The organism is Desulfosediminicola ganghwensis, from assembly GCF_005116675.2.
Taxonomy (GTDB): Bacteria; Desulfobacterota; Desulfobulbia; order Desulfobulbales; family Desulfocapsaceae; genus Desulfopila; species Desulfopila ganghwensis.
On record NZ_CP050699.1, the window covers coordinates 2677752 to 2702411 of the forward strand.

General features: G+C 48.7%; 23 protein-coding genes, 1 tRNA gene and 1 riboswitch. Of the genes, 15 read left to right on the top strand and 9 right to left on the bottom strand.

The genetic code is table 11. From position 1 onward, the window contains the following. The first annotated feature begins 66 nt into the window (after nt 1-66). The 4 genes from FCL45_RS11385 (at nt 67) to FCL45_RS11400 (ending at nt 4174) form a co-directional block, all read left to right on the top strand. Nucleotides 67-942, top strand: a complete 876-nt coding sequence (locus FCL45_RS11385) for a formate dehydrogenase subunit gamma (RefSeq protein ID WP_136796841.1) — start codon at nt 67-69, stop codon at nt 940-942. A gap of 295 nt (nt 943-1237) precedes the next feature. Further along, entirely contained in the window at nt 1238-2197 is a 960-nt protein-coding gene (locus tag FCL45_RS11390; protein WP_136796840.1) for a hypothetical protein, read from the top strand. A gap of 108 nt (nt 2198-2305) precedes the next feature. Next, nucleotides 2306-3202 (top strand): DUF808 domain-containing protein, encoded by an 897-nt coding sequence (locus FCL45_RS11395; protein WP_136796839.1) that lies wholly within the window; start codon nt 2306-2308, stop codon nt 3200-3202. Between the two features lie 216 nt (nt 3203-3418). Further along, entirely contained in the window at nt 3419-4174 is a 756-nt protein-coding gene (locus FCL45_RS11400; protein ID WP_136796838.1) for a glycosyltransferase, read from the top strand. 405 nt (nt 4175-4579) lie between these two features. Here FCL45_RS11400 and FCL45_RS11405 read toward each other — a convergent pair whose 3' ends face one another. Further along, nucleotides 4580-4840 carry a hypothetical protein gene (locus tag FCL45_RS11405; protein ID WP_136796837.1) on the bottom strand — a complete coding sequence of 87 codons (261 nt, stop codon included), beginning with the start codon at nt 4838-4840 and terminating at the stop codon, nt 4580-4582. A gap of 513 nt (nt 4841-5353) precedes the next feature. Here FCL45_RS11405 and FCL45_RS24560 point away from each other — a divergent pair. Together FCL45_RS24560 and FCL45_RS11415 are read left to right on the top strand one after the other, a co-directional pair. Further along, nucleotides 5354-5902 carry a coenzyme F420 hydrogenase/dehydrogenase beta subunit N-terminal domain-containing protein gene (locus FCL45_RS24560; protein WP_228721501.1) on the top strand — a complete coding sequence of 183 codons (549 nt, stop codon included), beginning with the start codon at nt 5354-5356 and terminating at the stop codon, nt 5900-5902. A 573-nt stretch (nt 5903-6475) separates the two neighbouring features. After that, nucleotides 6476-7471 carry a hypothetical protein gene (locus FCL45_RS11415; protein WP_136796835.1) on the top strand — a complete coding sequence of 332 codons (996 nt, stop codon included), beginning with the start codon at nt 6476-6478 and terminating at the stop codon, nt 7469-7471. A 123-nt stretch (nt 7472-7594) separates the two neighbouring features. On the opposite strand, the gene FCL45_RS11420 is transcribed toward FCL45_RS11415, so the two are convergent. The 3 genes from FCL45_RS11420 to FCL45_RS11430 form a co-directional block, all read right to left on the bottom strand. Continuing rightward, nucleotides 7595-7669: transfer RNA gene (locus FCL45_RS11420), tRNA-Gly, on the bottom strand. 334 nt (nt 7670-8003) lie between these two features. After that, nucleotides 8004-8207, bottom strand: coding sequence for a cold-shock protein (locus tag FCL45_RS11425; RefSeq protein ID WP_136796834.1), 204 nt, complete (start codon nt 8205-8207; stop codon nt 8004-8006). Between the two features lie 157 nt (nt 8208-8364). Beyond that, nucleotides 8365-8628, bottom strand: a complete 264-nt coding sequence (locus FCL45_RS11430; RefSeq protein WP_136796833.1) for an RNA recognition motif domain-containing protein — start codon at nt 8626-8628, stop codon at nt 8365-8367. Between the two features lie 475 nt (nt 8629-9103). Further along, a riboswitch (TPP riboswitch) is annotated at nt 9104-9195 on the top strand. A gap of 172 nt (nt 9196-9367) precedes the next feature. On the opposite strand from FCL45_RS11430, the gene thiM reads away from it, so the two are divergent. Genes thiM through FCL45_RS11460 form a run of 6 tightly spaced genes read left to right on the top strand, consistent with a single transcriptional unit; the run spans nt 9368 to nt 13604 of the window. Beyond that, entirely contained in the window at nt 9368-10180 is an 813-nt protein-coding gene (gene thiM, locus FCL45_RS11435; protein WP_136796832.1) for a hydroxyethylthiazole kinase, read from the top strand. A gap of 40 nt (nt 10181-10220) precedes the next feature. Further along, nucleotides 10221-10859: a thiamine phosphate synthase gene (gene thiE / locus FCL45_RS11440; RefSeq protein WP_136796831.1), complete on the top strand. Its 639-nt coding sequence runs from the start codon at nt 10221-10223 to the stop codon at nt 10857-10859. Nucleotides 10860-10861: 2 nt separating this feature from the next. Next, nucleotides 10862-11617, top strand: a complete 756-nt coding sequence (locus tag FCL45_RS11445) for an ABC transporter ATP-binding protein (protein ID WP_136796830.1) — start codon at nt 10862-10864, stop codon at nt 11615-11617. Then, on the top strand, nt 11614-12363 hold the full coding sequence (locus FCL45_RS11450; protein ID WP_136796829.1) for an ABC transporter permease: 750 nt from the start codon (nt 11614-11616) through the stop codon (nt 12361-12363). Before FCL45_RS11445 ends, FCL45_RS11450 begins: the two co-directional genes overlap by 4 nt. Further along, nucleotides 12350-13309 (top strand): ABC transporter substrate-binding protein, encoded by a 960-nt coding sequence (locus FCL45_RS11455; RefSeq protein ID WP_176360037.1) that lies wholly within the window; start codon nt 12350-12352, stop codon nt 13307-13309. The genes FCL45_RS11450 and FCL45_RS11455 overlap by 14 nt, the downstream gene beginning before the upstream one ends. Beyond that, nucleotides 13281-13604, top strand: coding sequence for a hypothetical protein (locus FCL45_RS11460; RefSeq protein ID WP_136796828.1), 324 nt, complete (start codon nt 13281-13283; stop codon nt 13602-13604). The genes FCL45_RS11455 and FCL45_RS11460 overlap by 29 nt, the downstream gene beginning before the upstream one ends. A gap of 128 nt (nt 13605-13732) precedes the next feature. Here the strand turns inward: FCL45_RS11460 and FCL45_RS11465 are convergent, their stop codons facing one another. After that, nucleotides 13733-14191, bottom strand: a complete 459-nt coding sequence (locus tag FCL45_RS11465) for an Hsp20/alpha crystallin family protein (protein ID WP_136796827.1) — start codon at nt 14189-14191, stop codon at nt 13733-13735. Between the two features lie 388 nt (nt 14192-14579). On the opposite strand from FCL45_RS11465, the gene FCL45_RS11470 reads away from it, so the two are divergent. The 3 genes from FCL45_RS11470 (at nt 14580) to FCL45_RS11480 (ending at nt 18383) form a co-directional block, all read left to right on the top strand. Beyond that, a complete protein-coding gene (locus FCL45_RS11470; protein WP_136796826.1) occupies nt 14580-15005 on the top strand; it encodes a hypothetical protein in 426 nt (141 codons plus the stop codon). Between the two features lie 385 nt (nt 15006-15390). Continuing rightward, complete coding sequence (locus FCL45_RS11475) at nt 15391-15885, top strand: GNAT family N-acetyltransferase (RefSeq protein WP_136796825.1); 495 nt, start codon at nt 15391-15393, stop codon at nt 15883-15885. Between the two features lie 89 nt (nt 15886-15974). Then, entirely contained in the window at nt 15975-18383 is a 2409-nt protein-coding gene (locus tag FCL45_RS11480) for a fatty acid cis/trans isomerase (protein ID WP_136796824.1), read from the top strand. A gap of 37 nt (nt 18384-18420) precedes the next feature. On the opposite strand, the gene FCL45_RS11485 is transcribed toward FCL45_RS11480, so the two are convergent. From FCL45_RS11485 to FCL45_RS11500, 4 genes are read right to left on the bottom strand one after another with little or no spacing between them, the layout of a single operon-like run. Beyond that, the gene (locus FCL45_RS11485) at nt 18421-18699 is read right to left on the bottom strand and encodes a GGDEF domain-containing protein (RefSeq protein ID WP_136796915.1); all 279 of its coding nucleotides are present in this window, start codon (nt 18697-18699) and stop codon (nt 18421-18423) included. Beyond that, nucleotides 18699-20165 carry a TolC family protein gene (locus tag FCL45_RS11490; protein WP_136796823.1) on the bottom strand — a complete coding sequence of 489 codons (1467 nt, stop codon included), beginning with the start codon at nt 20163-20165 and terminating at the stop codon, nt 18699-18701. Before FCL45_RS11490 ends, FCL45_RS11485 begins: the two co-directional genes overlap by 1 nt. Continuing rightward, a complete protein-coding gene (locus FCL45_RS11495) occupies nt 20162-23500 on the bottom strand; it encodes an efflux RND transporter permease subunit (RefSeq protein ID WP_136796822.1) in 3339 nt (1112 codons plus the stop codon). The genes FCL45_RS11490 and FCL45_RS11495 overlap by 4 nt, the downstream gene beginning before the upstream one ends. After that, complete coding sequence (locus FCL45_RS11500) at nt 23497-24648, bottom strand: efflux RND transporter periplasmic adaptor subunit (RefSeq protein WP_136796821.1); 1152 nt, start codon at nt 24646-24648, stop codon at nt 23497-23499. The genes FCL45_RS11495 and FCL45_RS11500 overlap by 4 nt, the downstream gene beginning before the upstream one ends. Nucleotides 24649-24660: the final 12 nt, after the last annotated feature.

A 24660-nucleotide genomic window follows, 5' to 3' on the forward strand; every position in this document is an offset into this window, starting at 1 on the left:
AAGATATTTGGTGCCGGGCTCTGGATGTGAGATGGAACCCGGCTGAATGAATGGAGGGAGTCTCTTATGCGACGCGCCATTTCAATATCGACCCTGGTCGTGGGTGTTCTAATGATCAGTTTTGTCCTGGGAACGAAAATTTCCGGCGCTAATCCCCTGGCGGTTCTGTTTCCAGGCTCATCAGCAGATTATTTCAGGGAACTGATGAAATATATTGCCGGGGACTGGCAGCAGTACGGGGCCTTGTTTACCAATGTCATACTCGATATTCTGCGCTATGTGTTTTTTGCGGTAATCACCTTGGTTCCCCTGGCGTTTCTGGGGCACTACCTGCTGGTTGGGCCGATGGAATTTCCCCATGAGCCGAAAGTGCTGATCTTTCCTCCCCTGTGCCGTAAGATTCATATGGTGGCTGCGGTTACTTTCAGTATTCTGACTATTACCGGTTTGCTCATAATTTTCGGAAGCTTTCTGGGAGGAGGCTTCTTTATTCGCATTTGCCGTTATTTTCATATTGGGGCGGCGATTATTTTCACAGTTACTGCCCCAATGATGTTTGCTGTCTGGATAAAGGATATGATGCCGGCACTGCATGACCTGAAATGGGTAATTATCATGGGTGGGTACCTGAGCAAGGACAAGAAACCGGTCCCGGCAGGGAAGTTCAATGCAGGCCAGAAGATGTGGTTCTGGGGTTCCACTGTCGGTGGCGTGGTAATGGCGTATACCGGGTATATAATCTGGTCATTCGGGGCAAGCCTTGATACGGTTCGCATCTACACGCTTATTCACAACGTTCTCGGCGCGTTCTTGATATCTGTTTTTCTAACTCATCTTTACATGACGATTTTTGCCATCAAGGGGGCTGTGCATTCAATTACTACAGGTTACAGATCCAAGGCCGAGCTCGATTTATTGCATAGCTTGTATAAGTATGAATAGTACGGTTACGATTGCAATCCTCCTCTGATTCACTGCCTGTCCAGTTTACAGGCAGTGTGCTCATTTAAGCTTCCCATAGCGCGAATTTCGCATGAGTATTTTGTCGAAATGGAGAAAAAGCATCTGATTTTAGGACATTATTGTAATGTTGACCTTGGACTTTTTCGAGCAGAATGCTCATCGAAGATTACGCCGCCTGAACTGCTGAGAAAGCCGGGTTGGCATAAAGGCGATCTTTCGTAGTTAGTGTAGAGGTAATGCTGTTTTCTGTAGGCGCTGGCTGGGAGGTGACGAAATGAACCCACTGAACAGGTTGCTACAAGGTTTCCAGAAAAAACGAGAAGAACGGGAGAGTCTCGAAACAACCATTGAAGAGATCGTCGACATTGCTGATCCATCTATACGGAGGGCTGGCCATTATCAACGGCTGTTACGGCAACCGGTGCAGGAAGCGTCCTCATACTGTGCAGAGATAATAGGGAAAATACCGGGCCCTGTCAGATTGAGTAAGCAAAGCTATAGCAGTGAACCCGAGATTCGTGCTCTTTTTGCCAAGGCTGAAGATGTGGAGGTGCTGCTTAAAAACAGCCCCGATGTAGAGGTTCTCAGAAGAAGCGGTTTCCGGGGGGATGCAATAGGACTGCTCACCATGGATAAAGAGGAAAAAACGGTGTTTGGCCATGAAAAGCATGGTGAGCTAATTCAGCGGGACGTGGTTCAGCATACTGTAAATTTTTCAGGTCATAGAATCGTTTCACCATCACCGGACCTCGACCAGGCTCGGGCGGGAATGGTGCATCGCGGTCTTGAAGTGCTGGCAACTGTCGCCATGGAAAACATAACCAACCTTCGCGCAGAAATATCTGACCTCAGACAGAAACGGGACTATCTGGCTGGCTTCATCCAGATCCTGAATGGGAGAAGCAACCTGCACTCCCGATTCGCAACTCCCGACCCTGAAATGTTGGAGGAGCTTGAAAAGGCAAAAACATCCAAGGCAAAAGTTGAGGCTGAGTTAGAAAAACGACTTGAGGATTTAAGTTACCCGAAAGATGCATTAAGGCATCTGAGTGATGTGATGCTGAAACCTTCTTCCTCACTTACTATGGGGAGTATCACGTTACGTTTAAATTGGATGAATGTCCGGGTTGATGAAAAAAGCGAGGAAGGGAGCAATGCAATCACATTGGCAGAAATCAGCTTGGCAGAGAGACTGCACCGTTATGGGATTTTTGTTGTTTTACACGTGGAATAGTGGCAAGCTGAGTATGAAAATGATATAAAATCAATACCTTGTGATGCAGTTTGGGCATAGTCTGAAAACTGTTGAGCAGTTGGCTTAAAATTACGCAATGAGACTGGAATGACAGGTGGAATTTTTGCAATACTGGATGATATAGCGCTGCTGCTCGATGATGCGGCGGTGATGAGCAAAGTAGCTGCCAAAAAAACGGCAGGGATACTTGGCGATGATCTCGCGGTAAATGCTGAAAAAGCAACGGGGTTTAAAGCGTCACGGGAGTTGCCGGTGATCTGGGCCATTACCCGTGGCTCAATTATTAACAAACTGGTGATCTTGCCGCTGGCGTTTTTACTCAGTGCATATGCCTCCTGGCTTATTGTTCCTATCCTGCTTTTAGGTGGCATTTATCTGAGCTACGAAGGTATGGAAAAGGTTTATCATTACATTTTTCATAGGCAAGATGAAAGTCACAAGCCAGCCGCGGAACAGGTTGAAGACAAGGCGAAATTACTGGAAATTGAAAAAGCAAAAATCAGTTCGGCGGTTCGAACTGACTTCATTCTCTCCATCGAGATCATCATGATCGCTCTGGGGACGGTGATGGACCAGTCGATTGTACTTCAGATATTCGTGGTGAGTTTTATCGCCTTACTGGCAACAGTTGGCGTGTATGGGATTGTTGCTTTGCTGGTTCGGATGGATGATGTTGGTTTTTACCTCATCAAACGTGCCGCTGCCATGAAGGGAATGTTGAAAAAAATGATATCCTCAACAGGGTCACTGCTCGTTGTTTCACTGCCACGCATTATTCGTGCACTCGCTGTGATAGGCACAGTGGCGATGCTGTTGGTGGGGGGCGGCATGTTCACCCACAATGTAGAGTTGATACATCATTACCTGCAGGCTGTGCCGGGATTTTTCGCAAATCTGGTCATTGGTGTCCTGGTTGGCAGTGTGGCACTTGTGATACAGCTGGGAGTAGGGAAAATCCGTAAAAGGGTTAGGAAAACCAACTGATATGCGCTCAATGGCACTCTCTTTTCTCATCAATAATCCCCAATATTATAAGCTGATATTCAGCTTTGTGAAAGGTGGCCGCGATGACCAATAATTGGTTGAAATGGATCTGTTAATTGGGTAGCTTTGGTGGATGGTCCTTCATCGTTGATGAAGAGAACGATTTCGTCAAATTCATCTCAAATTAAAAGGCATTGCAACCTTTATGGAGGTTTCGTGGAACCGGTTAATGTCATTTGTATGAAATGGGGGGACAAGTTCGGAGTAGAGTATGTCAATAACCTCTACAATATGGTGAAACGAAATATTACCCTGCCTTTCCGTTTTATCTGCTTTACAGAGATGTCGGATGGAATAGTCGATGGCGTGGAAGTACTGCCGCTGCCGGACTTCAAAGAACCACCAGCCGAATATCAGAAAAAATGTCAGTGTTGGCGAAAGCTGGCTCTGTTTGGTAAGGAATATCAGGATATCAAAGGCAAGATCTTGATGCTTGACCTTGATGTGGTCATAATTGACAACATTGACAGCTTTTTCAGCTACTCAGATAGACTTGCCATGCCGGAGAACTGGTCCCAGCCGGGGCGAAATATAGGGCAGGGTTCGGTAATCTGCTATGAAATGGGACAATACCCGGAGTTGCTTGCACAGTGGGTCAGCAATCAGGCGGACGTTTATCAAAACTATGAAACTGAGCAGGTTTATCTCACTCAAGCCTTAGGCGCAGGGAATTTTGACTGGTTCCCGGAAGAATGGTGTCGAAGTTTTAAAGATCACTGTATGCCCGGAGGCATCCTGAACAGTTTTGTTACGCCCACACACATTCCAGACGGCGCCAAGATCATTGTTTTTCACGGTAATCCCAATCCGCCTGAGGCCATAGCCGGTGAATGGGGAATACCCGTTCCCTGGTACAAGAAATGGTATAAGACCGTCAAGCCCACTGCCTGGCTATCAGACTATTGGTGTTGAAGAAGCTTTTATTCGAGTTCATAATATCCCCCTTTGGGAGGATTCTTTTCTAACAGACGGGTGCGCTTCTTGCCGTCCTGCATGTGTCCTGTGAAGCTTAATTATATAAAGCCGCCCTGAAGGAATGACTGCTCAGGGGCGGCTTAGCCCGATTTTTCACGAACATTTTGTCAAAAAACTATTCAAACTAAGCAATTGAAAGGCCGAAAAAAATATTTCGTCGGTAGTTTTTTTGGCAAAATGTTCGCCGGAGGTAAGTCCATGCGGTACCAGCTTCTTCATTGTTTTGGCAATAATTAGAGTTAACTGGAGTTTCCTGCCAAAACTACGAACCTGACACCGCCTGTACTGATGAGAAATCCGGGTTCGTTGTCCCCTGGTAATGCCGAGAAAGTAATTGTCGCCTTACTGGGCTGTATTGTCTTCTGCAGCGGGTGCAGGGACATCCTCGACCATTTCACATTGCCATCCCCAACTCTCCTGCTTTTGGGCAAACTCTGCTGCCTTGCCTTCACAGTAGCCCTCGGTATTCTGTGCCCGCCACAAACCCTGGAGAGATTCATCCTCTTTCTGGTACGTCACTTCGCAGGGAACATTGCTTCCCTGAATATCATATACCACCGTGATGAGGCGTTCTTTACCATCTTTGGTGCAGACATATGTCATTGCACTTGCTGTGGTAACAAAAAAAATCATACAAACTGAGCCCAAGAGCAAAACGAGTGTTTTTTTCATAACGTGTCCCTTCCATAAATTGTTGTTGAGTGTTGTCCTCGAACTTGCGGTGAAATAAAAAAAGTTCAGATTTGCCATAGTGTAGCCGAGAAAAGGGTAAAAATACTAGTAAAATTAATGTATTTGTCCGTTTTTATTCAATTTTGTCACAGTGTTGAATCGTCATCTTGAGGCAATGACTTAACTTGATAGGTCTGTTGCGAAAAGTGGAGCAAGGAAAACGTATCGTCACTCAGTGGGTGACACGTTTCCTGAACTAAGCAGCTCATGGAAGAGTATAACAAATTGTAAGAGTAACATTGAGACTGCTCTATATGTGTGGTAGGATGTCAAATTGTCAGTGAATAAAGTGAAAATCAACGAAGGCCGCCACCCAAACTCTACAGGTTGCAGATCACTTAATGAACAATAACTGCCAGGTTTCCACCGAATCACCCTCTCTATATAGCTTTTACAGAAAAGGATCTTTGTACCCGTTGTGGAACCTGTGTTGGTGTATGTCCCAATGGTGCTTTGAGCCTCGATAAGGACAACTATCCTGAAATCGATCTCGACAATTGCGTACAATGTGGACTTTGTGCCAAGGTTTGTGCGGGCGGCAGTGTAAATTTTGCAGAACTGTCTGAGATAACCTTTGGCCATAAAGAAGCAACTATAGATTTTGACAGCCATTTTCTGCAGTCGACTATTGGTTATGCGACCGATGAAAAACTCAGGACCGGTGGAGCCAGTGGCGGCGTAGTATCCGCCCTCTTGTGGAACATGCAGAAAGAGGGAACGATTGATGGTTGTATCGTTACCAGGATGAGTCGCGAAAATCCATGCCGCGGGGAATTATATATCGCGAAAGGTTACGATGAGATACGGCAGAGCCAGCAGTCAAAATATGTTGTAACCCCGGTTAATTCATTGTTGGCAAAATTACGCAATTTAACGGGTCGCTATGCTATTGTCGCCTTGCCCTGTCAGGTGCATGGCCTCCGGCTGCTTTAGCGTGAAGTTCCGGCCTTGTTTAAAAAAAATAATGTAATTATTGGGCTACATTGCGCTACCACCCTGGAACCCAGTTGCGACAGAAAGGCTCCTCAAACTGTCTCTGCGGAAAAAATAAAGGAAAGGATAGATTCCTTGCTTATGAAGCTGGGGAAAAAGAAAGTAGTTCGTTTACCTTTATGGAAATTCCTGTCTTCTGATTTTAGGGTGCCCTTGATCCGTATCAGACAGTCTTTAAAACGGCGACGCTTCAAGCTTTTGTAAGCCGGGTGTGAAGGGAAGCTGCCGGGTGCTATCGGGTATGAAGGATTGGTGACTTTTCTGATTCTGTTGATAGTGGTGCATAAGAGACGTACTTGTCTAATATTCGGTAATAGCATGGAAATGGATCAGTTTTCGCTACGCCAAATGCAGGGAGGCAGGGAGACTGGGATACGGTTGTAGTTTTTATGGCTCACGATTCTTTTTGAGCCCGGGTATATCACGCTCTCAAATCAGTTCGATCGCTTGTCATATCATTTTAAATACTGCTGGAGAGTTATTGTAAAACATCTCAAGAACCGGGGGGATTAAATGATTAAAGAATGGTCAGAAAGACGTGTGCTGCTCGCAATCTACATGCTGGTGCCAGTAATCACTGTAATGGCCCTGGAGCGGGTGGTATTCGCGAATGATAATGATGAAAACAGTGCACCTGTTTTTTTGCCTGAAGTCAGCATTGGTTTGGGGTATCGAAACGACCAACTTTCTTTTACCATAGCTGGTTTTGAGGGCACTCCAAACGTTCTGTCAGAGCTGGAGTGGGATTCTGTGGAGAGCATGGTTCTGACCGGTGATGTGCGTTGGTGTACTGAAACCCAAATATATTTCCGTGCACATGCTTCAATTGGCACAATTTATTCCGGTGACAGTCGCGATTCGGATTACGAGGGCGATAACAGGACAATGGAATATTCACGTTCCTATGCAGATACAGACGACGGTTCAGTTTTTGATGGGAGTTTCGGGTTGGGCTATAGCTTTGATGTAGCTCTTCAGGAACCAGGGACGTATTGGCGCTTCATCCCGGTGATTGGCTACGCATTCCACACCCAGGAGTTTGAAATGACCAATGGCTATCAGGAGCTATACATTGATGAGGATGGAATCAGTTGGCCCCCAGGACCGTTTGACGGGCTGGACAGCAGTTACGACAGTGACTGGAGCGGGCCCTGGATCGGAATAGAGCTGGAATGGAGACCAGCTGTAAAGCACAGTCTTATAGTCGGGTTTGAATATAGCTGGCTTGATTATGAGGCTGACGCGACCTGGAACCTGAGAGAAGATTTGATGCAGCCGACAAGCTTCGAGCATGATGCGGATGGCAGCGGTGTCAGTCTCAATGCTGAATATCGATATGACGTTACCATGAACTGGTATCTGGGACTTCAATTCTATTACTACAACATGAGTACTGATTCGGGGACAAAAACAACCTATGCGGCCGATGGCACAATTTACAAAAGCAAATTCAACGGGGCGGATTGGGAGTCTTACTCTGCTTTAGTTAAGATGGGATACTATTTTTAGTTCCGGGTGAATAAGATTGTAGATTGCAGGGTAGAGAAACATCTATCGTTTCCGTTGCATCGGCTGCTGAATTTATTTTAAACAAAAAAGGCTTACGAATAGATCGTAAGCCTTTGGCAATTCTGGAGCGGGAAACGGGGGTCGAACCCGCGGCCTTCAGCTTGGGAAGCTGACACTCTACCACTGAGTTATTCCCGCAAGAAAGTTGAAGAAGTATAAAGTTCTTGTTTGGGGTTGTCAACTAAGACGTTGTGGTAGTTTTTGTATGAAATTCGGCAGGGTCGGCAATTACCAGGTAAAGTGGATCAGAACGACGTATTTCGTTTGCTAATGCTGAGGCTGATCTTGTATTTGAACTGCAGGAAATATCAAAACCGGGTGAATCTTAGGTCTCTAAGCTAAGAACTGGTTTCTTCTGGAATAACAGGAAGGCTGCTCTGAAAGACGGGAAACAGTAAGTTACTTCGAGGTATATCAAATCACTACAGTGTCAAAGGAGTTGGCTGTTCTGCAGCCAACCCCCTCTGGCAGTTTATTTGATCTTAACTACATTCTGGGCTGAAGGGCCTTTAGGGCCTTCAGTGACCTCAAAACTCACGCGCTCGCCTTCTGCGAGTGATTTGAAGCCGGTAGTCTGAATTGCGGAGTGATGAACAAAGACATCCTTTCCACCATCCTGCTCGATAAATCCAAATCCCTTGGCATCATTAAACCACTTAACTGTTCCTTCAACCATTGTGACAACTCCTGTGTTAGTGTGGGGCGAAACTGCCCCGTTTTCCAAACTCGATATTCTCTTTTCCAGGATATCGAGTCATAACCCGCTTCACGGGTTAATTCTGCACTGATATTTCTGCTATTTATTCAAAAAGCAGTACCGTATGATAACGGCTTTATCTGCGTTTCTTTCCTTTTTTCTGAGGTTTGGCTTCACGGCAAACGAGTTGACGGTGCTTATACTCGTGTCTGTTGAGATCTTCCATGGCTTTATGTCCCTCGCTTCGAGACCCCATTTCAATAAAGGCAAAGCCTTTTGATCGTCCGCTGAAGTGGTCAGTCACAAGGTTTGCGTTGACGACTTCTCCGTATTGGGTAAATAGAGCTAATACCTCGCTCTCGCTGATATCATAGGGCAGGTTGCCTATAAAGAGCTTCACTCAGGATCTCCTGTTTGCTGTGACCAGCGGCGAAATGTTGTCGGCAACAAAATGCGATAGGGCCGCAAGTAAGGTGTCGAGAACCACGAAGCGTGATCTTGATTTATAGAATGAGGGTGTCAGAATCCAGGCCATACCGGTAAGCTGATAGTCCCCATGAGAAAGCTATTGCTGCTGCCACTGGTGAAATTTTCAGGTGTCCATGAATGTGTCGGGCAGTATCGGGTGGGAGGGATTAAACCCGCGATTTTCGGCCTGGAAGAAACACGATTTCGACGCTGTATAATTTCAGCAGAATACATTAAGAAATATAGATGTCTCCTTAGATATTGTCAACGGATAAGTCATGTTAGGTGTTTGGGGTTGCTGCATGAGTGCCACAGGTTGCAGGGAGTAATAACGCAAATGTTGTGAGTAGTTTCGCTGTCAACCAACCATTTGACATTCCATTTATGATATTCTATAAATGTTCAATATAATTTGCAAGGGGTGGCTGATAAGCCTGAGATGATACCCTTTGAACCTGATCTGGTTAACGCCAGCGTAGGGATGCACGGATGATTGTTGTATTCATATCAGATTCTTCATCGGTTTTCGGCTGAGCAATCCCGCTCAGACATCTCTTTTTCTGTTGCCTCCTGTTTTCATTTTACGTGCCTGTAAACACCAGATTGTCATGGGCGTTTGCTGTGCAGATATTGCCAGCTCCAACGGCAATAATTTACCGAGGAGGGAACCAATGTCCCGGACCAGCACTCCAGCTGAACGTGCAGCAGAAAACTTGCAGAAAGTTCGAGCTAATAATCCGCTTATTCATAATATCACCAATTTTGTGGTGATGAATTCAACAGCCAATGTGCTTCTGGCGGCAGGGGCGTCGCCTGTCATGGCCCATGCCGAAAATGAGGTTGAGGAGATGGCCGGCTTTGCCGGAGCGTTAGTACTCAATATTGGCACCCTGACTGATGCCTGGGTCGATTCAATGGTGAAGGCCGGCAGGAAAGCGTCCGAATTGGGCACTCCAATAGTGCTTGATCCGGTTGGCTCGGGTGCAACTGCACTTCGTACTGCTGCCGCCAAACGAATTATTGCTGATACGCAGGTAACCGTGATCCGCGGTAACGCTTCAGAGGTACTGTCATTGCGTGATGCAGATTCTAAAACACGAGGTGTCGATGCGCTTCATTCCGTGGAAGATGCGGCAGGCGTTGCAGGGATTCTTGCCGGGGAGCTTGGAGTTACCCTGGCAGTTACCGGACCGGTGGATCTTGTTACCGATGGCATGCGGGTGCTTCGCGTTGAAAACGGGCATAAGCTGATGCCTTATGTAACGGGCACCGGCTGTGCGGCAACAACCATAGTTGGTGCTTTCAATGCGGTAGACGATGATCCGGTCATGGCTACCGCCACAGCTTTGGCCTATTTCGGTCTGGCTGGAGAAATGGCAGGTGAAATATCCAAAGGACCGGGAAGCTTCATGGTCAACCTTCTTGACAGTCTCTACACAATTACGCCGGAAGATCTCCGCACAGGCTGTCGTATTTGTCCATGAACAAATTCGAGTCTTGCAGCATTGGGAAAGGAAGCACTTTATGAAGCTGAACTATTCAGTCTACCTGGTTACAGACCGGGAGATGGCCGGAGAGTGTAATCTGGCAGATATCGTGGTTGCTGCAGTCAGCGGTGGAGTAAGTTGCGTGCAGATAAGGGAGAAGAATCTGCCCACACGCCGATTTGTGGAGGAGGCAAGGGGGCTGGTCGAACATCTCAGGCCGCTTGGAATCCCGCTCATTGTCAACGACCGCGTGGATGTCGCACTTGCATGCGATGCAGACGGTGTGCATCTCGGCCAGAATGACATGCATATAAAGGATGCCCGTTCTTTGCTGGGAGGCCAGAAGATAATAGGTATATCGGCGGAATCCCTGGCTGACGCCAGGCGGGCAGAGCTGGAAGGTGCTGATTATATCGGCATCAGCCCGGTCTTTGCCACAGCCACTAAAGCAGATATTGCCAAGCCTCTTGGTCTGGGAGGGGTTCGAATAATCCGTGACAACGTACAACTGCCTCTGGTGGGCATTGGTGGGATCTCTGCTGCCAATGCAGCCGATGTCATTCAGCACGGCGCAGATGGTGTGGCGGTGGTTTCGGCGATCATTGCTGCTGAAAGTCCGGAGGCTTCGGCCCGTGAGCTATTACAGCAGGTGACTTCAGCAAAAAGGATCGTTTAAGTATGCAAGAGTTTCATTTGCAAAGTTGTACCACTCCGCCTGCTATTCATTTTGACTCGATTTCCCTGTCGTTTGATGGAGAGTTATTGTTCAGCGATTTCAGTGCCACAATTGGGGCCGGTAGTTGTACCTGCCTGCTCGGTCCTAGCGGTTGCGGCAAGTCGACATTGTTGAAAATTGTATCAGGTAATCCAGACCTCAGTTACAGCGGGCGGGTTCACTTTAATGGCGTCGAAAATCCGGGGATCAGTTGGATGGCGCAGAGTGATTTGTTGCTCCCATGGCTGTCGGTGCAGGATAATGTGCTTCTTGGAGCCAGGTTGCGCTCTGAAATAACCCCGGAGTTGCATGAAATGGCGGGACACCTTCTGGATGAAGCGGGTCTTGCCGATCAGGGTGAGAAACTACCCGCCGAACTGTCTGGTGGTATGCGACAACGTGTGGCGTTGCTCAGAACCCTGTTGGAAGACAGGCCGGTAATCTTGATGGACGAGCCATTTTCGGCTCTTGATGCCCAGACCCGTTTGAAGCTACAGAATCTTGCTGCCAGACTCACCAGGGGGAAAACCGTATTGATGGTCACCCATGATCCAATGGAGGCTATGCGTCTTGGTGACAAAGTGATGGTTTTGCGCGGACGGCCTGCAGGGCTTGTCGCCTCTATTGAAATGGATGGAGCAACACCGAGAAATCCTGAGGACGGTCAGGTTCAGCAGGGGTATGTGAAGTTGTTGAAGTTGCTTATGGAGGAGATATGAGAATCCTGCGCCCGGTTATTCTTGCTGCAGGACTTTTGCTCCTCTGGCAATTGGTGGTGGTGCTCAGCGGAGTGCCGAAGTTCATCCTGCCCGGGCCGATTCCTGTTGCCAGGGCGGTCGTAACGCACTGGTCAAGTCTGCAGGGCCATTTGCTCACAACTTTCAGCGAAATAGTGCTGGGGCTGATTATCGGAACCGTCCTTGGCAGCATATGTGCACTCACCATGTTTCTGCAGCCCCTGGTAAAACGCTGGCTTTTACCTGTACTCGTGGTGAGCCAGGCTATTCCGGTCTTTGCCCTGGCACCTCTTCTGGTGCTCTGGCTTGGTTATGGTATGGCGTCTAAAGTCGCCATGGCTGTTCTGATTATTTTCTTTCCGGTCACATCGTCGTTGTATTATGGGATGCAGCGTACGAACCGGGAGCTTCTTGAATTGGCGCGTATTATGGGAGCCCGGCCGCTCGCTGTACTGCGCTGGATTGTGATTCCTTCAGCTTTACCGGCCTTTGGTTCAGGCTTAAGGGTTGCGACCGCTGTTGCCCCGATAGGTGCGGTGGTTGGTGAGTGGGTCGGTTCAAGTTCAGGGCTGGGGTACTATATGTTGCATGCCAATGCCAGAATGCAGGTCGATGTGATGTTTGCCGCACTGCTGATTCTCGCTTTGGTGTCACTCGGTCTCTATTTCATTGTGGACAAGTTTGTTGTGTATATTCTTTTTTGGGAGAAAACAGATGGAAGTGTTTAAAAAAATACGTAATACCCTGGCGGCATTGACTGTTGCCGCAATCATTTTCCCGGCTCAGGCTATGGCCGCCGAGAAGGTGACGGTGCTGTTGGACTGGTTTGTTAACCCTGATCACGCCCCGCTCTATGTGGCACTTGAGAAGGGGTACTTTGCGGAAAAAGGTCTTGAAGTCGAGCTTATCGCGCCAGCGAACCCTAACGACCCTGCCAAGCTGGTTGCAGCCGGTAAAGCAGATATTGCCGTATCATACCAGCATCAACACCATATGCAGGTCGAACAGGGATTGCCGCTGGTCCGTATTGCAACTTTAGTGGCGACTCCGCTGAACTCACTGGTCGTCCTGGAGGATGGGCCGATCAAAACCATCGCGGATTTAAAGGGCAAGACCATCGGCTATTCCGTTGGCGGGTTCGAAACCGTGCTGCTGAAAGTAATGCTGGAAAAAGAGGGATTGACGCTTGATGACGTAAAGCTGATCAACGTCAATTTTTCCCTTTCTCCTTCCTTGTTCACCGGTCAGGCCGATGCGGTTATCGGTGCTTTTCGAAACTTTGAATTGAACCAGATGGATATTGAAAAGCGTCCTGGCAGACCATTTTTCGTTGAGGAGAACGGTATTCCGGCCTACGACGAGTTGATTCTTGTGGCGAATAAAAACAGTCTTGCCGAGCCAAAGTTGAGAAAATTTGTCGATGCAGTGGAGATGGGGGTACAGTACCTGGTCAATCATCCTGATGAGAGCTGGCAGCTTTTCATCAAAGGGGACCGCAAAGATCTCAATGATGAACTAAACCGCCGGGCCTGGGTAGATACTCTTCCTCGTTTTGCTCTCCGTCCCGGAGCACTTGATAGTAAGCGTTACCGGGTGTTTGGTGAATTTTTAAAGGAGCAGGGAGTAGTCTCTTCGGTCCCTGAGCTTGAAAAAATTGCTGTTGAATTGCAGTAGCACTTTTAAACCGGGCTTGCCGCCTCGTGGTGAAGCCCGGTTTTTGTCTGATTTTCCCACCCGAATTTTTCCTGTCAGCTTCCCCAAAGGTCATCTTGAAATGAGTGCATATTTCGGCGCGCCGCTAATCTTTGCCGGTACGTTGCATGGGGGGATCTGTCTTACTAAAAAAGGTAAGGGCGCTGCCTTTACCGTTTGGAAATCGTTCAGGATAATGAAAGAGTGGCGCGGTATACATTTTGACCCGCGGGTGTTAGATGCTTTTTTCCAGGTACAGGCGGAATTTTGCATATAAAAGATTTGTATGTCGATCATGAGTTTGAGCAGTAAAAAAGGCGAAGCTGCCTGAGGGCAGCCCCGCCTTGAGGAGGAGGGAGTAAAATGAAGCAGAGTCTTTTTTACAACCTGTGGTATTGATCTCTATCAGTTAATAGTGATCTGCTTAGGCTGTTGTTCTTCCGGTTTCGGAATTTCAAGTTTCAAAATTCCATTTTCATATTTTGCCACTACCTTGTCGGCGTCGATATCGAAAGGCAGGCTGAAGCTGCGCTCGAATTTGCCGTATGAGCGTTCTCTTCTGTAGCGGTTTTCTTCTGTGACGTTCTCGTTGACCTTACGCTCATAGCCGAGAGTGAGGTGTTTACCTTTCACATCGAGTTTTATGTCTTCTTTCGGGACTCCCGCCATTTCGGCCTCCACATGAATCACGCCTTCCTGTTCGTAAACATCAACATGCAGCTGGTTGTGCTGACGGGCGGTATTGCCGGTGATATTGAAAGTCGGGCCGAAAAAGTCACCGAAGAATCCGTCGAAAAAACGATCAATGTCAGTGTTTGGACGAACCACACGATTTCTTCCATGATTGTAACGTACGATGTTCATAATGTTCTCCTTTAGTATTGCCCTTGTCTCTTCATGTTCAACGTTCTTTTACGAGACAAGCAGTTTTGCTGGTTGCCATTGAGACACCATGTTTGGTTATTATTGGCTTTACCTCTGTACGTGAAATGGTAATAATAAAAATGTAGCTGTCAATAAGCTAATGTTACTTTTTATACACTGTCATAAAAGTAACATTCAAATATGAGAGGATTGCTGTCGGGGTAGAGTTGTGAGAAGAAAGAATACATCAATAATATTAGAGATAACAGACGAATCAGCCTTGGGGATGAGAGGGCGGCAATCAGTCCGGACAACCTTCAAACTGTCTGAGAGAGCGATTACCGCTTTATCCATTTTGGCTGGACAGATGGGAATTAAGCAGAAATCATTGTTTGATCATCTTATGGATGACATCCATGCGCTCAAAACCATTGCCCGCGAGTTTGAAAATTTTCCGGAAAAAGACCGAAGAGTCACCAAAACATTTGTGATCTCAAGGAAAACTCTTGAGATACTTGAGGCAATTTCAGTCCAGTACAATACTCCACGTGACGCCCTTGTTGAATTTTCGATACAGCGGATTCTTCCATTGGTTGAGCGTGAAAAAGCAAGACACAGAAAACGGGTGGAAATTGAAACACATCTTGCTGAACATGTGCGGCAGAGTGCACGTCTGCTTCGGGATGCTGTTGAAGCACTTGGAGAAGAAGACCCGATTGTGCAGGAGATGTACTCGATGCTGCGCAGTAACGACCTGATATATAAACGCATCCGGGCCTATGTGGAAAAAGGCAAAAAAATAGAGGAATTTTAGCTCCTTTACCATTGAGGGGATATGAGTCAGGGGGGAGATGTATAGTTCGGTTTTAGTGGTAATCAGCGTCTCACCCGGCTCGCCAGGTTAAATTTGGAGCCGAGCAGAATTGTAATGAGAAGAGCCCAATACAATTTTGATAGTTGGAAAAATTTATTTTTTTTTGCTGTGCATACCCATCTGAAATGCGTGACCTGAAAGCACTGTTGGCTGGGAGTGTTGTTATCACAGGTATTTATTGAATAATTCGCTTGGTGAAAATCGAAGATCATGTAATGTGAGGGGGATTGAAGTCGTTAGAAATGAACGAAAGGTGTTGAAATTACATAATTATTTCGTAATATATGCCGGTGTCGCATTACGAAGTTTCACTGGGGGGAAGAACGTGATACGGAAGGCTCGGCAGGGTGAACACACCACACTCACATCAATATCTTTTCATTCCAAGTCTCATTGGGAATATCCTGAAAGTTATATGCAGGTCTGGCAGGATGAATTAACTATCACGCCGGAATACCTGGAAAGTCATCTGGTCTACGTGTTTGAGGAGGATGGGCGAGTGGTCGCCTACTATTCTCTGGTTGAACTGCTCTATGATCAGGAGTTTTCCTGTGTGACCCTGCAGCAGGGAGTATGGCTCGATCACATGTTTGTGCTGCCCTGTAAAATGGGGCAGGGGATCGGTCGGGAGCTGTTTGAGCATTGCCTCGCTGTTTTAAAACATAACGGTTCGGAATCTCTCTTGGTCCTTGCTGATCCCAACGCTGCCGGTTTTTACGAGAAAATGGGTTGCACTTATGTCGAAGATTATCCTTCGACCATTGAGGGGCGTACCACCCCGCATCTTGAGTACCGGCTTACTGCGGTTGAACCAGCATAACTCTCTCTACTGATAAAAAATCATATTTATAACAGGGCAACGCGAACAGCCAGCCTGAATACATCCATATCAAGCTTAAGAGGTCGGTAATGAGAGTAGTTGTGCTCGCGGTACTGTGTCTTGTCGTGCTCACCGGGTGTGTGGTGGAGCAATCCGGGGAGGCTGTGGTGGTTCGAACCCCGGAGAGAAGTGTTGACTATCTTAACAAGATTAAGCCTATCCTCGATAATCGCTGTGTGGTGTGCCACAGCTGCTACAACTCTCCCTGCCAGCTCAAACTGAGTTCCTGGGACGGACTGGATCGCGGTGCCAGCAAGGAGGCGGTATACAATTCCAAACGTCTCTGGTCCATGGAGCCTACGCGTCTCTTCACAGATGCGCAGACCACCGCCGAATGGCGGGAGAAGGGTTTTCACAGCGTCACCGAGAGCAGCGCGGAAAGTGGGGAAAATAACTTCCCTCTGCTGAAGATTCTGGCTCATAAGCGTGATAACCCTGATAGCGCCTGTACAACAGATTATGAAGATCCCAGAAATTCCTATAAGCCCGAGGAAGATGAGCTCAGCTGCGCCGCCACTTCCATCGAGATGGATGAGTATCTAAAGAAACACCCGAATCGTGGCATGCCCTATGGCTTTCCGCCTCTAGAGAAAGACGAATTCCAGTTAATCAGTGACTGGCTCACCGCTGGCGGCCAGGGGCCAACAGAAAATGAGCATGCTCGTCGGGCAGCGATTGCGGAAGCGGATCTGGAGAATGTCGATAAATGGGAGGTGTTTTTCAACGAGCAGGACCCAAAGCATCGGATGACTGCCCGCTACCTCTACGAACATCTGTTTCTGGCCCATATCTATTTCAATGATAATGGAAATTTCTATGAATTAGTTCGCTCATACACTCCACCGGGTACGCCTGTCAGCGTGATACCCACCGTTCGACCGTATGATGACCCTGAAGTGGATCAGTTTTATTATCGGTTCAGGAAAATCTACTCCACCATTGTCCACAAGACGCATATGGTTTTCGAGCTGGGTGACGAGCAGTATGAGCAGTACCACAAATTGTTCATCAAGCCCCGTTGGCTGCGTGAACCGCACTGGGTTGGCTTTAATAAAAAACAAAGCGCAAACCCGTTCGAAGTCTTTGAGCAGATTCCGCCCGAGTCGCGTTACAGGTTTCTGCTGGATAACAGTCACTACATAATCATGACCTTCATCCGCGGCCCGGTCTGCAAAGGGCAGGTGGCGCTGAATGTGGTGCGGGATCATTTCTGGTTGTTGTTCATGGATCCGGAATATGATCTTTCGGTGCAGCAACCGGGTTTTCTGCATGATCACCTCAAGCTCACCAGAATTCCTACAGAGCAGGGGAGTTTTTTCAGTATTTTCAAGTGGTACATGATTCCGCGTTATGAACGTTACGCAGCCAGGTATGTAAGCGCAAGGCAGGATTATTATAATAAGAATTATGGAAATCGCGGTATTGGCTATGAGGCGATCTGGCCGGGGGATGACCAGGACGACAGCCCCGTGCTTACCGTATTCAGGCATTTTAACAGTGCCTCGGTCAGTAAGGGAGCGCTGGGTGATTTGCCCCGTACCATCTGGGTGTTTGACTACCCGCTACTGGAACGGGTTTATTATGCACTGGTGGCCGGATTTGATGTATATGGTTCCGTTGGACATCAGTTGGCTGTCCGGCTCTATATGGATAAGCTTCGTCAGGAGGGGGAGACTTACTTTCTCGATTTTCTGCCTGAAGAACAGCGGCCGAAGCTGATGGCAGACTGGTATGGCGGAATGAGTTTAAAAAAGCTGAAGTATACGCCATCGCTCATGCCGGCCGTTATCGATTTTGAATCTGAGAATCCAAAACGTGAGTTTGTTGAGCATGTTGTTCAAGATCGTATAAATCCGGCAACGGGAATAGCCTTTGACGAAAATTATCGGCAAGAGGGCGAAGATTACCCACCGCTGCCAACAACGTACACTTCGGAAGACGATTATATCCAGGGATTCAAAGCGGTATCTGCCTCGGGAACTTCATTTTTTAAATATGTGAAGGATCATAACGCTAATCTGGCGATGGTACGGATTCGGGTTTCGGAGAACCGTGATGAGGTTGTCAGCATGGTAATTAACCGCTGGCACGATGATGTCCGCACCCTGAGCCACGAAGCTGATAAGCTCAATCCTTCGAAAGATACGGCTGATTTTATTCGCGGTTATATCGGTTCCTACCCAAATTATTTCTTTGATGTGACGCTGGCTGATCTACCTGATTTCTTAAAGACTCTGGAAGATTATGACCACAGTGAAGCAGCAATCAGAAAATTGTTGAAGTATGGTGTGAACCGGGCAGATGCGGATTTCTGGAAAGAGTATGATTGGTTTCAGGAAGATTTTTTGCAGAGTGATCCGTTGCGGGCCGGGCTTTTTGACCTGAACCGTTATTACCACCTGGCGGTAAAACGACCTGATGATCTGAAAGGCCGCTGATTTGTAAAAAGCTCAAAACAGCTCTGATAACGTACTGTTAGGGCTGTTGTGTCCCGGTCGGTTCAACACGATTGCGACCATTCTGTTTGGCACTGTAGAGTGCTTTGTCGGCCGCTTTTATCAATTGGTCCTGATTATTGAAATCACTTGTCCAGGTTGCCACGCCTGCACTGATGGTAACATCGCTAGTAGTGCCATCGCTTAACTTGATTTCATGTTCTTCAACCGTCGCTTCTGTTGCAGTCCGAGATGGGCATCCAGTCGGTGATGACCATCTCGGGCTTCTCCTCGCGGGCCATTCAGTGCACCTATCTATTAGTTTGTCCGACCTTCTTCATGGTCAAAGGAGATGAGCCCCTGGATTCGATCCAGCTCTGCAAGTGCCTGGGCATAAATCACATGGGTCTGGTTCTCCTGGCTGAGAGCGTTTGAGTAGGCTTCCTGGGCGATGAGCACATCAAGGGTCGTTGAACGCCCGGCATCAAATTTAGCCTGCTCGGCCTCAAGGCGCTTTCTGGTGGCCAGACTGGTTTTGCGTGTCGCCTCAATGGCCTTGATTGCCAGGCGGACATCACGCACTGTGGTTCGTACTTCACGTATTACCTGAAGTTTCAGCAGTTCCAGGGAGGTTCTGGCCTGGGAATGAAAGGCTCTGGCCTGTTGCATGGCTCCTTCTGCGGCTGAGTTATCGAGCGGAAAGGTGAGGTTGAGGCCAACCAGCCACTGGGCATCACCATCGTCAAAACTGTTGTCAACAGCGCTACCATAACTATCATCCGTACCACCATATCCGAGACTTCCCACCAGATCGAGCTCGGGACGAAGGTCATCTTGGGCGACTTTTTCCCGCAGTCGGGCAGCATCCACATCAATCTGAGCTGCTTTTATATCCGGCCTGTTGTTCAAGGCATTATCGAGGATAATTTCCGCCGTCAGGGAGACCGGTTCAGTGTTAGGCGTGTCGACAGGGGTATATGAACTGTACCAGTCATCACTGTTTAAAAGCAGTTTTAGCTCATCATCGGCCACACCGATTGCCCTTTCGGCAGCGATGAGCTGCTCTTCTCTCAAGGCAACTTCCGATTGAGGCTGAAAAAGTTCCACCGGAGCGAGCTTGCCTGCGGCAATTTTGGCTTTTGTCTCCTCAAGCAGTTTTTCAGCCAGGGTGAGGGAGAACTGTTTAACTTCGATATCCTGTCTTGCGAAGACCAGAGTCCAGTAGCCGCTTTTTACCTGGGCCGCTAGATCAGCCGCCAGGCTGTTAACCTGAAAGGTCTCTGCCTCCAGGTCTCTTTCTGCGGCTTGAACAGGTGCCAGCTGGATTTCCTGACCCCAGCCCCGCAGTAAGGGTTGAGTGAGGCCGAGGGAGAGGCCTGAACTGAACATCGGGCTGAGGGTCTGTTCATCTAAATCTGTGTCGAAGCGGTTATTGTTCCAGCCAAGCTGCACTTCGGTACCCGTGGTGAACCGTTTGATAAGAGAGATATCCAGGTTCGCATCTTCTTCAACTTCGGCGCTTCCTGGGAAAATAGGGGTACGCTCACTCCTGGCCACATCTGCTTCACCAGTGATGAACTTGTCGAACCTGCTGCCGGCAATGCCGACGGCACCCGCGGCAGCCTTGACGTTCTCTTTTTGCAGCATCAGGTTCAGGTTATTTGCCAGGGCCTGCTCCACAGCATCACGGACAGTGAGAGGAGTAGTACCATTGTCCATGGCCGAAGCGGTGACAGGAGCCAGCAGCAGGAGGCCGAAGAAGAAATGAAATATAGGTCGGATCATAACGATTTATCCTTCTGTTGAGCTGGTTCGCCAGCAAAATAATAATAGGGCTTCCAGTAGAGGTAGCGAAGTCGTGCCATCACTTGTTGAGAGATAGTGCCAAATCGACTGATGAGATAATATAGGGTTGGTACCACGACCAGAGTCAGGAAGGTTGAGACAATGAGACCGAAAATGACCACCACAGCCATCGAACGCCACCATTGACTGGACTCACTTACCCAGGAGATAGACCAGCTATGGAAATCGTATGAGATGCCTGTCACCATCGGGATCAGCCCCAGTATGGTGGTGATTGCCGTGAGCAGAACCGGACGAAGACGGGTGGCACCTGCAGATATTACGGCATCTCGCAGGGCATAACCGCGCTCACGCAGTTTGTTGGTGTAGTCGATCAGCACAATAGCGTTGTTGACCACTACACCGGCCAGAGAGATAACTCCCACGCCGGTCATAATTATGCCGAAAGGCGATTTGAACAGTGTCAACCCGAGAAAAGCACCGCCAAGTGAAAGAATCACCGAGGTCATGATAATAAATGGCTGGCTGACCGAGTTGAACATGGAGACCAGGATCAAAAAGATAAGCAGCAGTGCCACAGCGAAGGCTTTTGTCAGAAAGTCCTCTGATTCCTGCTGGAATTCGAACTCACCTGTGAATTTGATCTTGTAGCCCGGCGGCAGATGGAACTGCTTGAGCAGCTCTTCCGCCTCTTCGCGTGCTACGGGACCTGGTTTGTGGATTTCGTTGACGTTGGCCTTTACGGTTACCACCCGTTCATTGTCGATACGGTTAATGTTGCCGATGGTTCCCGCGAAGGTAACCTCGGCAATGGTTGACAGCGGAACCAGCTGGCCGGAAGGCGTCGGCAGCATGAGCTCGTGGAGGATGTCCACCATTTTACGATCAGACTCCTGCAGTTGCAGGGTGATGTCATAATCTTCATCTCCTTCTCTATACGATGAGATTTCCAGACCATTGTAGGCGCTCTTCAAGGCGAAGCCGACCCCATCGGTGGTGAGGCCGAACAGGGCAGCCTTCTGGCGATCCACGATAACCTGTACGGAGGGTATACCTTCGACAAAATCATCGCGCACGTCTTCAACGTGGGGGATGCGGACCAGATACTCCTTTATGCGTTTGGCTATCTCACCGAGCACTGCGAAGTCGTCGCCGGAAATTTCTATATTGATGGGTGAACCGGTGGGTGGACCCTCTTCTTCCATGGCGATGGTGATCTCACCGCCGGCAATGTCTCTTACCCGTGCGCGGATATCGTCCACGGTGTCATGGGAGCTGCGCCAGCGTTCATCCAGCTCTAAAAATCGTACGCCGATATGGTTCGGGGTGTTGGCGGAAAAGGCGGAGGAACCGCCACTTGAAACCACCCCACGGGTGTAGACGTTTTTGATGTTTTTCAAGTCGCTCGGGCCGTAATACTCATCACCGTCTGGTTTTTCATACAGTTTTGGGGAGAGTGCCTGCAGGGAAGAAACAGGGGCGCCGCGTTCATCGAGTGTGCCGGGGGCGACGCCGGCAATTCCGAATTCGACGCGTTCGATAATCTTGTCGATATAGTCAAGATCAGCCCCTTCCGGTACGTCAATATTGACGTACATGCCTTTAGGTTCGATTTCCGGGAAAAATTCAACGGGCTTTTCCAAACCTATCACCAGTTGCCAGCTCTTGAACATGACGATCAGGATGCAGAAGGCAACACCGATTATGGCGAATGGCCGGTCAAGCGCGTTTCTGAGGATTCTGCTGTAATTCTTGAGCAGAAACCCCTCTATTTCAGCTGGCTGTTCTATGGCTTTGGCAACCTCTTCGGCGTTTTTTGGGGGTTCACTGCCCGTGGCAGGGCTCTTTACTTTCATAAAGATCGAAGCCATTGCCGGGTTAATTACCATGGCCACGAAGAGGCTGGCCGAGAGGGTGACGATCAGGGTAAGAGGCAGATAGCTCATGAATTCACCCATGATACCCGGCCAGAAGAGGAGTGGCGAAAATGCTGCCAAGGTAGTTAGGGTGGAACCAATTACCGGATAGGCAACTTCCGATGTGGCGCGCATGGCTGCCTCCACCCGGCCTACACCTTGCTCCATGAAGCGGTAGATGTTTTCGACGATAACAATGGCGTTATCGACAAGCATACCCAGAGCCAGGGTCAGACTGAAGAGTACCACCATGTTGAGAGTAATGCCCATAAGGTACAGCGCGGTGAACGAGAGCAGCATGGAGAAGGGAATGGCAAGACCTACCAGCAGGGCGTTGCGGATACCCATAGCGAAGAAGATAACAATCATCACCAGTACCAGACCTGAAAGAATATTATTTTCGAGATCGGCGACCATCAGCTCAATATCCCTGGACTTGTCCATGACTTTGGTGATTTTGGTGCTGGAGGGCCAGCTGGCCTGGTCTTCGCTGATTATTTCATCAATCTTCTTGCTGATACTGATGATGTTCTCACCAGAGCGTTTTTTCACCGTTATATTGACGGCAGAGCGACCATCGAGCCGTGAGCGGCTGGCTTCTTCCTTGAAGCCGTCAACGACCTGGGCAACGTCTTTGAGGTAGACAGGTTGTCCCTGGTGCGTGCCGATGATCAGGCCGTAAATTTCTTCGGGTGTCTCGAATTCACCAGGGACCCGTAGCTGAAATCGACCGCTTCCCAGGCGAATGTTACCACCCGAGGTGTTCTGGTTCTCGCTCTCCACCGCCTGTTGCAGGGAACCGATGTTCAGCCCGTAATAGGCGAGTTTTTCAGGGTGAACCTCAACCCTGATTTCCCGCTCCAGGCCGCCGGTGACCTCAACTTCCAGCACGCCGGTGACGCCTTCAATATCGTCCTTGAGATCGTCGGCAATATCTTTAAGGCATGGCAGACCGCAGGTTCCACTGAGTGAGTAGACCACAATGGGCATTTCGGAGAAATTGACTTCAAAGACTGAGGGGTCATCTTCCAGGTCACTGGGCAATTCGCCTAATGCCTCATCAACCTTGTCCTTTACATCCTGGATCGCCTGGTCTATATCGGTGCCGGTCACGAACTCAACGTTGATGGACGAGAGCCCTTCGGAACTGACCGACTGAAGTTTTTTAAGTCCTTCCAGTCCTTTGAGTTTTTTCTCGATCTCGATGGTGATGCTGGTCTCGATATCCGAAGGCGATACTCCTCTGTAACTGGTGGAGACGAAGACATTGGGAATGGTGATGTCCGGGTCACTCTCCCTCGGCAGCACCTTATAGGAATAGGCGCCGAAGATGATGAGCATTACCGCCAATACGGCAACGGTCGTACTCTTTTTGACCGCAGTATCAGAGATTATCATAGCTTCAGATCCTCCAGGCTGGTAGCCGCCTTAACAACCCGTACCTGTTGCTGGTCTTCCACATCCCTGTGACCTTCGACGACCAGATGGTCACCGAAATCAAGCCCTTCAGTTATCTGCACCAGCCATTTTTCCATGATGCCCAGTCGGACATTTCTCTTCTCGACGATACCGTCTTGTTCGACGAAGACGAATTGCTCATCATTTCTGGAGATGACACTGTAAAACGGAATGGTGACAGCATTGTCAATTCTGCTTTTAACGATGTCTGCCCGCACGAACATTCCGGGTAGAATCCGACCGTCATTATTCTCGATCTCCAGCTCCATCATGTAGAGTCTCGCCACTGAGTCAGGGGATGGTGAGATGAAATGGGTCGTACCGTAGATTGTCTCGTTGCCAAGCGCCTGTATTGTCAGTGCGATCCGGTCAAGCTTACGTATTTTATTGACATCAGACTCGGGGATGCCGATGACAGCCTTGAGCCGATCGATTTCGAGGATATCCGCTATAGGGTCCCCAACAGAGAGCAGCAGGCCAACTTTGGCATCGAGCTTTTTGATAACACCGTCCATGGGGGCAGTGATGGAGCAGCGCGACAACTGTAGTTCTGCGTCGGCCAGATCTGCCTTGGCGGTTTGCATGTTGGTCTTACGGGTTTCAATCTCAGCCGTAGGGATCATACCCTTGGTGTAAATAGACTGATCCCGTTCAAAATCAGCTTTGGCCTGGTTGTAGGCAGCCCGGGCACGATCGAGGGCGATGCGGTAATCCGCTTCTTCTATCAGGGCGAGTACATCACCTTTTTGCACCCGGGCACCTTCATGGACCAGGACTTCAGTGATCGAACCGTTGATCTTGGCCAGAAGTTGCAGTTCGGTCCAGGGTTCGATCGAGCCCGGCAGGTTAATGCGGTCGGATATGGTGCTGGGAGAGAGTTCGAGGGTGATGGTGTTGACCGGTGGTTTTTCCTGACTGATAGCGGCAGCCTTGCCGGCGGCTATGGATTCATCCTTACTCTTTACTGCGAATGCAAGATACACTATCAGCACGATCATAAAGAGGAGCATGAAGCGAGGCATATTGCTCCAGATGAAGTAGACGACTTTGCCTCTCGTGGAGTGAGGTGGGTGCGGCGTAGTTTCCATGACTGCTTCCTT

Bases quoted from the DNA above. Each gene is read 5' to 3' on its own strand.
- FCL45_RS11455 (WP_176360037.1), top strand. From the start codon at position 12,350: ATGGAAGTGTTTAAAAAAATACGTAATACCCTGGCGGCATTGACTGTT.
- FCL45_RS11425 (WP_136796834.1), bottom strand. From the start codon at position 8,207: ATGGTTGAAGGAACAGTTAAGTGGTTTAATGATGCCAAGGGATTTGGA.
- FCL45_RS11385 (WP_136796841.1), top strand. From the start codon at position 67: ATGCGACGCGCCATTTCAATATCGACCCTGGTCGTGGGTGTTCTAATG.
- FCL45_RS11445 (WP_136796830.1), top strand. From the start codon at position 10,862: ATGCAAGAGTTTCATTTGCAAAGTTGTACCACTCCGCCTGCTATTCAT.
- FCL45_RS11490 (WP_136796823.1), bottom strand. From the start codon at position 20,165: ATGATCCGACCTATATTTCATTTCTTCTTCGGCCTCCTGCTGCTGGCT.
- FCL45_RS11395 (WP_136796839.1), top strand. From the start codon at position 2,306: ATGACAGGTGGAATTTTTGCAATACTGGATGATATAGCGCTGCTGCTC.
- FCL45_RS11495 (WP_136796822.1), bottom strand. From the start codon at position 23,500: ATGATAATCTCTGATACTGCGGTCAAAAAGAGTACGACCGTTGCCGTA.
- FCL45_RS11415 (WP_136796835.1), top strand. From the start codon at position 6,476: ATGATTAAAGAATGGTCAGAAAGACGTGTGCTGCTCGCAATCTACATG.
- FCL45_RS11480 (WP_136796824.1), top strand. From the start codon at position 15,975: ATGAGAGTAGTTGTGCTCGCGGTACTGTGTCTTGTCGTGCTCACCGGG.
- FCL45_RS11500 (WP_136796821.1), bottom strand. From the start codon at position 24,648: ATGGAAACTACGCCGCACCCACCTCACTCCACGAGAGGCAAAGTCGTC.
- FCL45_RS11465 (WP_136796827.1), bottom strand. From the start codon at position 14,191: ATGAACATCGTACGTTACAATCATGGAAGAAATCGTGTGGTTCGTCCA.
- thiM (WP_136796832.1), top strand. From the start codon at position 9,368: ATGTCCCGGACCAGCACTCCAGCTGAACGTGCAGCAGAAAACTTGCAG.
- FCL45_RS11405 (WP_136796837.1), bottom strand. From the start codon at position 4,840: ATGACATATGTCTGCACCAAAGATGGTAAAGAACGCCTCATCACGGTG.
- thiE (WP_136796831.1), top strand. From the start codon at position 10,221: ATGAAGCTGAACTATTCAGTCTACCTGGTTACAGACCGGGAGATGGCC.
- FCL45_RS11390 (WP_136796840.1), top strand. From the start codon at position 1,238: ATGAACCCACTGAACAGGTTGCTACAAGGTTTCCAGAAAAAACGAGAA.
- FCL45_RS11450 (WP_136796829.1), top strand. From the start codon at position 11,614: ATGAGAATCCTGCGCCCGGTTATTCTTGCTGCAGGACTTTTGCTCCTC.